Genomic DNA, 9,979 nt, shown 5'->3' with positions numbered 1-9,979 from the left:
TTTATTTCTCTGCTTATTGTAGTTCTGTGTCTATCTAGTTCCTCCGCTATTTTAGTTATTGATTTTTCTTGAATATTATATAAATGCTCTATAATTTTTCTTTCTTCCCATTTTAAATGTTTCCCTTTCCTATTTTCTGTGGTATAATTATCTTGACACATGCCTGATACCTCCATAAATGTTTTCTTTGGTTAGTTAACATTATATATGAGGTATTGGTATGTGTCACCTTTTTATTTATCCTGTGCATTTAATTATACAATGTTCCTTTGCTAAGAATTTGTTTATGACTTTATAGCCTTTAGACTATATATATTTTTTGTTTTATGTTATAATATAGGCGGAAAGGAGAGTTTGTCATGAGTAAAAAAGGTTCTAATTTTAAAAAGATAGCATTTATTGTTGTCATATTATTATTTACCATGTTTACTGGAGCCGTGGTTGGCTCTGTTACCTGGATTATTCAAGAAGCTCCTGATATATCTAACTATGGTCGCTGGAAGCCTAGTGAAGCAACTATGCTCTATTCCGAAGATAATAAGTTACTTTCAAGGTTATATCAAGAAAATCGTGACTATGTGCCTATCTCTAAAATTCCAGAAAGCTTACAGAATGCTATTGTAGCTATAGAAGACAATCGCTTCTATGAGCATTATGGAGTAGACCCTTGGGCTATTGCTCGTGCTTTATGGGTTGATATTACAAAAGGTGAAATTGTCCAGGGTGGAAGCACCCTTACTCAACAGTTAGCTAAGAATGCTCTCTTAACTCATGAACGCACTATTTATCGTAAAATTCAAGAGGCTTACTTGGCTATTCAATTTGAAAGAACCTATACTAAGAAAGAAATTTTAGAGTTCTATCTTAATGAAATATACTTAGGCCACAGCGTTTATGGAGTCCAAACAGCTGCTAAATTTTATTTTAATAAAGATGTTGAAGATTTAACTTTAGCAGAAAGTGCATTATTAGCAGGACTACCGAAGGCGCCTAACTATTATTCACCTTATAACAATTTGGAAGCAGCCAAACGAAGAAGAAATATTGTATTGAATCAGATGGCTAAATATGGTTACATTAGTGAAGCTAAAGCTGAAACTGCTAAAGAAACAGCAATTAAAACTGATAAAGGATTAAAAAGACATGAAGACCGTGCCCCTTACTTTGTTAGTTATATTCGCAATAAGTTAATTGATATGTATGGAGCCCAAGCTGTCTATAATAGCGGCTTAAAAGTCTATACTTCTCTCAATTATGATATGCAGATAAAAGCAGAAAAAACAGTTAATAATGCTTTTGAAACTTACATCCCAACTGTAGAAAAAGAGGAAGGACAAGGGTTGAAACAACCACAGATAGCTTTAATAACTATTGACCCACAAAACGGACATATTAAGGCAATGATTGGTGGTCATGGTAATGATAAATATAATCGTGCCATTCAAGCTTATCGTCAACCAGGCTCTGCTTTTAAACCTTTCGTCTATACTACAGCTGTCGAGGAAGGTTATTCCCCTGGTTCTGTAATCAGTGATATGCCTGCTGCCTATAAAACAGGAATTAATACAGATGAAGTCTGGATTCCTGAAAATTATGATGGAAAATACCGCGGTCCTACTACTTTAAGAATGGGATTAGCCAAATCAATTAATGTAATGGCAGTTAAGTTATTAAAAAAAGTAGGCATTCAGGATACGATAAAGACAGTTAAAAAGATGGGAGTTACTAGCTTAGTTGAACAAGGTAAAAAGAATGATAATACTCTAGCTTTAGCTCTAGGGGGACTAACTAAGGGAGTAACTCCTTTAGAAATGGCTTCTGCTTATGGAGTCTTAGCTAATCAGGGAATTAAAGTAAATCCAGTAGCAATTACAAAAGTAGTTGACAGCAGAGGAAATATCATCTTTGAAAATGACCCAGAAAAAGAGATAGTATTATCTCAAGATGTAGCCTATCTAGTAACTGATATGTTACGTTCAGTTCTATCTCGTGGTCCTTTAGTTTGGGGGACAGGATGGCGAGCCAATTTAGGACGTCCTGCTGCCGGAAAGACCGGAACTACTTCTAACTATACTGATGCTTGGTTTGTCGGTTATACTCCTGAAGTAGTAACTAGTGTCTGGATTGGCGAAGATGTCCCTACTAAGATGGAATATAAACTTCGGGACAAAAATGGAAATATCATTAAAGATAAAAATGATAAGCTAAAGACTGAAACTATATCTAGTGCTGAAGCCGCTAAGCTATGGGGCGAATACATGCGTAAAGTAGTCAGAAATAAACCGGTCAAGGACTTTAATCGACCAAATAATATAATCACTAAAGAAATCTGTATTGAAAGTGGATTGTTGCCGAATGAATATTGTCCAGAGGATAGTATTCGTGAGGAAATCTTTATTAAAGGTACTGAACCAACTAAAGTAGGCACACTACACAAGCCTACTATTAAGGTGAAAGTTGATAATTCAACCGGTCTATTAGCAACTAATTATTGTCCACCAGAAGATATTCAGACCTACACGTATCAAAAAGAAACTCATATTAGAGTAGATGAAAATGGAGTGCCGATTAAGTTAGTAGATGAAAAAACTGGAGTTCCGCTTCGCAATGAAGCCGGAGAGTATATTTATGAACGTATGCCAGATAAGAAATGTACTGTTCACGCTCCTGATTCTTTACAAGATAGATTAAAGAATGGTACTAATAAGATTAAAAAGAAGTTCTGGAACTTCTTTGATATGTTAGAGAATTAATAAAGTATATTAACTAGAAGTTATCCAGAATTTAAAATTAAATATAATTTTCTATCTAAATAAAAAAGGTTAGGCGTAATTACGCCTAACCTTTTTTGTATCCTACATATATAATTAGAACTCAACTATAGTAACTCCCAAACCGCCTTCTTTCTCTTGCCCCAACCTATAATCAATGACTTGGGGATGTTCCTCTAATAGATCATGGACTACTTCCCTTAAAACTCCGGTACCTTTCCCATGAACAATTTCTGCCTTAGAGATTCCTGCTAAATAAGCATCATCTAGATATTTATCCGTCTTCTCTTTAGCTTCCATAGCTCTTAAACCTCTTAGATCTAATTTAGGTGAAATTCGTCTTGATTTTTTACTTCTAATACGGTTAATACTAGCACTTTTCCCAACCTGTTTTGTAGATTTATTAATCTCATCGTCATCTATTCGTTCTAAACGATTAATATCCACATTTACTTTCATTGGCCCTGCTTGCACCACTACTTCTTCCTTATTAGATAATACTTCTACTACTTCTCCTTCTCTATTTAAATCTTTAATTCGAACTTGTTCCCCTTCCTGTAACCCTTTGGGGGCATTCTCAAGTTCTTCTTCATGAAGTTCTGTCTCTATATCTGTACGTCTATTATCTAATTGGTGACTATGCCTATCTAATTTACTCTTAGCTCTATCTATTTGACGTCGATCAATCTCAGTCTGAGTCTTTACTTCCTTAATCACTTTATCTACCTTATTTTTGGCTTCATCAATAATCTCTTCTGCTTCTTTGTAAGCATCTTTTTTAATTTTCTTTTTAAGTTGCTTTAATTCTGCTAATTTGTCTTTATACTCTTCTTTTAAAGCTTCCACTTCTTCTTTCTGTTTCTTAATATCCGCTTCATTTTCAACAATACTCTTCTTGCTCTCTTCAATATCTTGGATAATCTCATCAGCCTGTATCTGCTCTTCACTCAACATATTCCGTGCCTGTTCAATTATATCATGATCTAAACCTAATCTATTAGCTATTTCAAAAGCATTACTTCGACCAGGTAGTCCCATTTGCAATCTATAAGTTGGTCTTAAAGTCTCTACATTAAACTCAACCGAAGCATTCTCAATTCCGTCCTTTTGATAGGCAAAAGCCTTTAATTGACTATAATGAGTCGTTGCAATAGTATTAATATCTCTATTATGCAGTTCTTCTAGAATAGACATTCCAAGCGCTGCACCTTCAGTAGGATCAGTCCCGGCTCCGATCTCATCAATTAAAACTAAAGTATTCTTTTCAGCTTTGCGTAAAATTTCTATGATCCTAGTCATATGAGAAGAGAAAGTACTTAAATTCTGTTCAATACTCTGTTCATCACCAATATCTCCATAAACTTGATCAAAGACAGCTAATTTTGAACCGGATAATGCCGGAACATGCAGACCTGCCTGTGCCATTAATGTAAGCAAGCCTACTGTCTTTAGAGTAACAGTCTTACCTCCTGTATTCGGTCCAGTAATCACCAGAGTATTAAATCTATCACCTAACTGAACACTAATTGGAACTACCTCTTCTTGAGGAATTAAAGGGTGCCTAGCTTTTTCTAATTTTATATTCTGTTCTTCATTTAATAAAGGTTCTGCACCACTAATTTCTTGACTATATTTTGCTTTAGCAAAAGTAAAATCTAAGAATGCTAATAATTTTAATGTCTCTTTAATACCAGTTAATTTTTTTCTTACTTCAGAGGTTAATTCCGTTAAGATACGATAAATTTCTTCTTCTTCTTTTGACCTTAAACTCCTTAATTCATTATTTAATTTAACTACAGCCATCGGCTCAATAAAGACAGTCTGGCGACTTGCCGACTGGTCATGAACAATTCCTTCTACTTTACTTTGGAATTGACTCTTAATCGGAATTACATAACGTTCGTCTCTTACTGTTACTAAAAAATCTTGAATAAATTTTTTATACTTACTTGAGTTTAAGATAGAGTTCAACTTATCCTTAATCCGCTGACTATAATTAGTAATTTTACGTCGAATATTTCTTAATTTACTACTGGCTGAATCCATCACTCTTCCTTGGTCATCAACTGCTTTCTGAATCGTTCTTTCTAATGACTGAAACTTCTTAATCTGCACTACATGTTTCATGACAGTTCTATATTCATCTTCTTCATCTTCTAAACCTAATAAATAACGTTTTAATTTACGTCCAGCCCGTAAAGTATTAGCAATATCTAATAACTCTTTACCATCTAGAGTAATCTCCTTACTACTTTTTTTCAGTGCCTCTGTAATATCTCTAATACCACCTAACGGGACGCCACCTTCTCTATTTAAAATCTTTTTAGCGGCAGTAACTTCCTCCTGTCGCTGATTTATATATTGTAAGTCACTAACCGGTTTTAAATTCACAACTAATTTATGGCCTAATCTAGAAGTTGTATGTTTGGCTAATCGTTCTTTTATCTTATTATATTCTAATATTTCTAGTACATGTTCTCTCAAAACCGACTACCCCTCCTATTAATCTCTTTCTATTCTAATTAGACCTGAACAAGAAACTACTTCAATTCCTTTACTTTTTAATTTATCAAGGAACAAATTCATGCCAATCGAATCACTAGCTATATGCCCAGCAATTACTACATTAATATGATTCTCTTCTGCTTTCTTGCGATGCTCTTCACCAATATGCATACAGATTAAAGTACCTACTCCCGCTTGTGATAGATTTTCAAAAGCTTCCTTAGAACCGCCGGTGCCTCCAGTCATATCAACTACAACCTTACCAGCACTTCTCTCTTCACTACCAACGACTACTTTAGGGCCCGCCTTAACTCCAATTGCGTCTCTATATTCCGGTACCTCTTTTAATAATTTAACTACATCTTCTACTCGTTTTGGATCTTCTTCATCAATCTTACTTTGCAAATAATCTGTTACTAAATTATCTGCTGGAGTATGAACACACATTAAAGGAATATCAAATAATCTAGCTGCATCCCTAGCTTTATTATGATTTAAGGGCATGATGCCTCGTTCAACTTCACTAATCCGTTCCGCCATAATTCCTTCAGCAACATTAATAGGTACTCCATGCTTATGTAAAATATCTTCTTGCATATGCATTACTTGATGTAAAGCAGCTAATGCTTTCCCTTCTGGATGATGGGCCATTACTAAATCGATCCCGTCACCTTTTTCATTCAGTCTATCAGCAATTAGAACCTCACCTACATCTATATCTATTCCTACTAATACTTTGTTTACCTCTCTATCTAAATCACCATATAATACTCTTGTATCTGAATAAGGATTATTTAATTCCTCCTTATCAAACTCTTTCTTTTCCTCTTCATCCATCTTTTCATACTTCTTATTGATTCTATCTAATTCTTCTTTTACTTCCTCTTCTCCACGAGGATCTACATCAATCCCTGTTTCAATCGCTAATTCATATATCTCTTTTAATTTCATAGCTAATTCCTCCTTGAGTATAGTATTTTAATCAATTAATCCAAGCTAATAATTCAGATAATGAATATGTATTAACTACATCCTTAGGTTCAATCCATCCTTTGCGTGCATTATAAACTCCAAAAGACATATTCTCTAGTTGCTGTATATTATGAGCATCGGTATTAATCGCTATTTTAGCTCCTGCTTCTTTAGCCAATCGTAAATTATCACTACTTAAATCTAAGCGTTCAGGCGAAGCATTAATCTCTAGAATAGTATCTGTCTCTACTGCTTTGCTTATTACACGCTTAATATCAACAGCATAGCCATCACGCTTACCTAATAATCTACCAGTAGGATGCGCTAATATATTTACTTCATCATGCTCTAGAGCATTTAAAATACGTTCAGTCATCTGCTCTTCTGCTTGTTTGAAGCCAGAATGAATAGAGGCTACCACAATATCTAATTCTTCTAAAATATCAATTGGATAATCTAAATCTCCATTATATAGAATATCAACTTCTGCCCCTTTTAGCACCTGAAAGTTCTCAAGCTTCTCATTAACTCTATCAACCTCTACCATCTGTTTCCTTAAGTCATCTAAGCTAAGACCTCCTGCTATACCTAAAGAGCGTGAATGATCACAGACTGCTAAATATTCATACCCTTTTTCTTGACAGGCTACTGCCATTTCATAGGTAGTATTGCCCCCATCACTCCATTTAGTATGCATATGTAAATCACCTTTAATATCCTCAATCTTCAATACAGTAGGTAAGTCATCATTCATAGCTAACTCTATTTCCCTATCACCAGTTCTAATCTCAGGAATAATATAAGGCAGATCTAAAGCTTTATAGACCTTTTCTTCAGAAGTTATTGCTTCTTCTTTCAATTCACAATTCTTAGCCTTAGCTAACTCAGATAACTGCTTATAATGACCTTCATTTCCTGTTGCTAATACTAAAGTAGTACTAAAATTACTATTTGATACAAAGAAAATATCAATATCGACTCCTAATTTACTCCCTACCTTAAGTCTATCTTCACTCTTTTTAATTACTTCGGTTACTAATGGTAACTTTTGAACTGTTTCCATAAATGGTTGGGATCTATTAGTAGCTACTAATAGATCAATATCATCGATTAGCTCTTCCTTTCTTCGTAAACCACCTACTACTTCTATCTTTTCTACTTCTTTAAATCTAGAGCAGATATTTATTAGTTCCTCAGATACTGTAGTAGCTAAATCTAACGTCACTTTCTGGTCTTTTCCTTTAAACTTTTTGATAGCATCTAAGATTTTAAATTCTGTTTTAGCTCCAACACCTGATAACTTTCTTAATTTACGGTTATCGGCCGCTTCTTTTAAAGCCTCTAGATTTTCGATCCCTAATTCATCATGAAATAGTTTAACCTTCTTAGGACCTATCCCAGGTAAATCTAAAATTTCTAGTAAGCCAATCGGTATCTCATTCTTTAGCTCCTCATACCGTGCACAGGTCCCTTCATCTAAAACTTCATTAATAGTACTTGCTAAACCATCACCAATCCCCTCAATATCTTGTAATTTATCATTCATTGCCAACTCTCTAATATCTATATCTAGATTCTTAATTCGTTTACTAACATCATAATAAGATTGGATTTGAAAGTAATTAGCTCCTTTAAGTTTCAATAAATCTCCTATATCCTTTAAAATCCAAGCCACTCTTAAATTATCTAACATCTGCATTTCCCACCTTAAAACGATTTTAATGAATAAGCTCCTGCAATTTTTCTTCAAATACCGGAGTTAAAGAAAGAAACTTCTGAGCAAAAATTGAAGCCTGCATAGAGTTCTGCACAGGCATCAAAGGTACTTTACTAATTAAAATTAGAAGTATATATATGATTAATCCACCTTTAACTAAACCTAAAAGCGCTCCTCCCATCCCATCAACCATGGATAATAATAAAAGTCCAGTTAACTTATTTAGTAGGTAACCGACAATATTTATTATGGCACTAACTACAATTATAATTAATCCAAATGAAATTATTTCTGCGATAGACATAGATACAGCCAAATTTTTATTAAAATAAACAGCTAATAATTGATAATTCTCCATCGCAAAATAAAAAGCAGCAATCAAGGCAATTATCGAGATAACTTGTCTAATTAATCCTATCTGATAACCTCTTAATATAGAAACGATTATAATAATTATTATTCCTAAATCGAATAAATTAATTCCAACCATCTACTAATCCTCCTTATCAAATTCAATAAGGAATGCTTCATATTCATCCTCTAAATTATGATAAGCATTCTTTAGTTCATCATACTTTTCTTGAAGATTATCATGCTTTTGTTGAAATTCATCATTTTTATTTTCTAATTCATGCTTTTTATCCTTCAATTCATTATATTGCTTCTTTAAACTATTATAATTCTTTTTTAAATTATTATGTTCATTACTTAATTTTTTGTATTGTTTCTTTATATTTTTGATTTCAACTTCTTTTCTTTTAATACGTTGTTTCACTTTATCTCTTGCTTCATTAGCTTTAAAATATTTATCAGCTAAATTCATAGCAACCAGGACCATCACTCTTATCCGACTTAATCTTGTCTGTTTATTATTAACTCTTTGCAATTCTTGGTCCACATATTGAGCTACTCTTTCAATATACTCTACTGACTCTTCCTCCGCTTTAATAACATATTCATCACCAAAAATTTCAACTTTAGCCTTTTTATTTTCCAGTTTTTCATCTATACTCAAATTAATTACCTCCTGCTCAATTATATTCTTAAGCCTTTTGAATCTATGATAAGCTAAGAATAACTATATATTATTTCAAGAAAGATAAATAAAATCCTGCAAAATAAAAAAAGACTACCTTCTAAAGATAGTCTTTTACTCTCAAAATAAAAATGGAGCGGAAAACGGGATTTGAACCCGCGACCTTCTCGTTGGCAACGAGACGCTCTACCACTGAGCTATTTCCGCACATTAATGGTGGAGGGAAAAGGATTTGAACCTTTGAAGGCATCGCCGGCAGATTTACAGTCTGCTCCCTTTGGCCACTCGGGCATCCCTCCACGGTATTCAGTTTACAGTTATTGAAAATGGCACCCCCAAGGGGATTCGAACCCCTGCCGCCAGGATGAAAACCTGGTATCCTAGGCCACTAGACGATGGGGGCCTAGTTAAATTGTAAATTAATGAATGGCTGGGATGGCTGGATTCGAACCAGCGAATACAGGAGTCAAAGTCCTGTGCCTTACCACTTGGCGACATCCCATCAAAATAAGATCCGGCAGCGACTTACTCTCTCACAAGGCTACCCTTGCAATACCATCAGCGCTGGAGGACTTAACTGCTGTGTTCGAAATGGGAACAGGTGTGACCCCTCCGCAATTACCACCGGAAAACTTTTTTCAATTGCACTTTCAAAACTGCACAATGTTAATTATAATTTATTTATCTAGATCAAACCCTCGATCTATTAGTACCAGTCAGCTAAAAACATTGCTGTCCTTACACCTCTGGCCTATCTACCTGGTAGTCTTCCAGGGATCTTACTAGATTAACTCTATGGGAAACCTTATCTTGAGGTTTGCTTCGCGCTTAGATGCTTTCAGCGCTTATCGTATCCATACTTAGCTACCCAGCTATGCCTTGGGTAAGACAACTGGTTCACCAGAGGTATGTCCATCCCGGTCCTCTCGTACTAGGGATAGCTCCACTCAAGTTTCCTCCGCCCACGACGGATAGGGA

7 protein-coding genes, 4 tRNA genes and 2 rRNA genes are annotated in these 9,979 nt (G+C 34.6%); 1 reads left to right on the top strand and 12 read right to left on the bottom strand.

What is annotated here, in order from left to right; translation table 11 throughout:
- Positions 1-161, bottom strand: a 161-nt coding sequence (locus tag BM077_RS13355) for a helix-turn-helix domain-containing protein (RefSeq protein ID WP_143079010.1), incomplete at its 3' end; no start/stop codon positions are given.
- A gap of 198 nt (positions 162-359) precedes the next feature.
- Here BM077_RS13355 and BM077_RS13350 point away from each other — a divergent pair.
- Positions 360-2,753, top strand: coding sequence for a penicillin-binding protein 1A (locus BM077_RS13350; protein WP_089751153.1), 2,394 nt, complete (start codon positions 360-362; stop codon positions 2,751-2,753).
- Positions 2,754-2,867: 114 nt separating this feature from the next.
- On the opposite strand, the gene BM077_RS13345 is transcribed toward BM077_RS13350, so the two are convergent.
- The 11 genes from BM077_RS13345 to BM077_RS13295 form a co-directional block, all read right to left on the bottom strand.
- Positions 2,868-5,255, bottom strand: a complete 2,388-nt coding sequence (locus BM077_RS13345; RefSeq protein ID WP_089751155.1) for an endonuclease MutS2 — start codon at positions 5,253-5,255, stop codon at positions 2,868-2,870.
- An 18-nt stretch (positions 5,256-5,273) separates the two neighbouring features.
- Positions 5,274-6,227 carry a Nif3-like dinuclear metal center hexameric protein gene (locus BM077_RS13340; protein WP_089751157.1) on the bottom strand — a complete coding sequence of 318 codons (954 nt, stop codon included), beginning with the start codon at positions 6,225-6,227 and terminating at the stop codon, positions 5,274-5,276.
- 31 nt (positions 6,228-6,258) lie between these two features.
- On the bottom strand, positions 6,259-7,941 hold the full coding sequence (gene polX / locus BM077_RS13335) for a DNA polymerase/3'-5' exonuclease PolX (protein ID WP_176941740.1): 1,683 nt from the start codon (positions 7,939-7,941) through the stop codon (positions 6,259-6,261).
- A gap of 25 nt (positions 7,942-7,966) precedes the next feature.
- Positions 7,967-8,455 (bottom strand): CvpA family protein, encoded by a 489-nt coding sequence (locus BM077_RS13330; protein ID WP_089751161.1) that lies wholly within the window; start codon positions 8,453-8,455, stop codon positions 7,967-7,969.
- A 3-nt stretch (positions 8,456-8,458) separates the two neighbouring features.
- Positions 8,459-8,980, bottom strand: coding sequence for a cell division protein ZapA (gene zapA, locus BM077_RS13325; RefSeq protein ID WP_176941741.1), 522 nt, complete (start codon positions 8,978-8,980; stop codon positions 8,459-8,461).
- Positions 8,981-9,133: 153 nt separating this feature from the next.
- Positions 9,134-9,208, bottom strand: a tRNA-Gly gene (locus tag BM077_RS13320).
- A 7-nt stretch (positions 9,209-9,215) separates the two neighbouring features.
- Positions 9,216-9,300: transfer RNA gene (locus tag BM077_RS13315), tRNA-Tyr, on the bottom strand.
- A 28-nt stretch (positions 9,301-9,328) separates the two neighbouring features.
- Positions 9,329-9,404 (bottom strand) — tRNA-Glu (locus BM077_RS13310).
- A 24-nt stretch (positions 9,405-9,428) separates the two neighbouring features.
- Positions 9,429-9,503: transfer RNA gene (locus tag BM077_RS13305), tRNA-Gln, on the bottom strand.
- Positions 9,504-9,513: 10 nt separating this feature from the next.
- Positions 9,514-9,630: ribosomal RNA gene (rrf, locus tag BM077_RS13300) — 5S ribosomal RNA — on the bottom strand.
- Positions 9,631-9,687: 57 nt separating this feature from the next.
- Positions 9,688-9,979, bottom strand: a 23S ribosomal RNA gene (locus tag BM077_RS13295); the annotation flags it as partial.

The sequence above is a fragment of the Candidatus Frackibacter sp. WG13 genome (assembly GCF_900114655.1).
Taxonomy (GTDB): Bacteria; Bacillota; Halanaerobiia; order Halobacteroidales; family Acetohalobiaceae; genus Frackibacter.
Note: the sequence above shows the minus strand (reverse complement) of the source record. Positions and strands in the feature narration are given on the sequence as shown.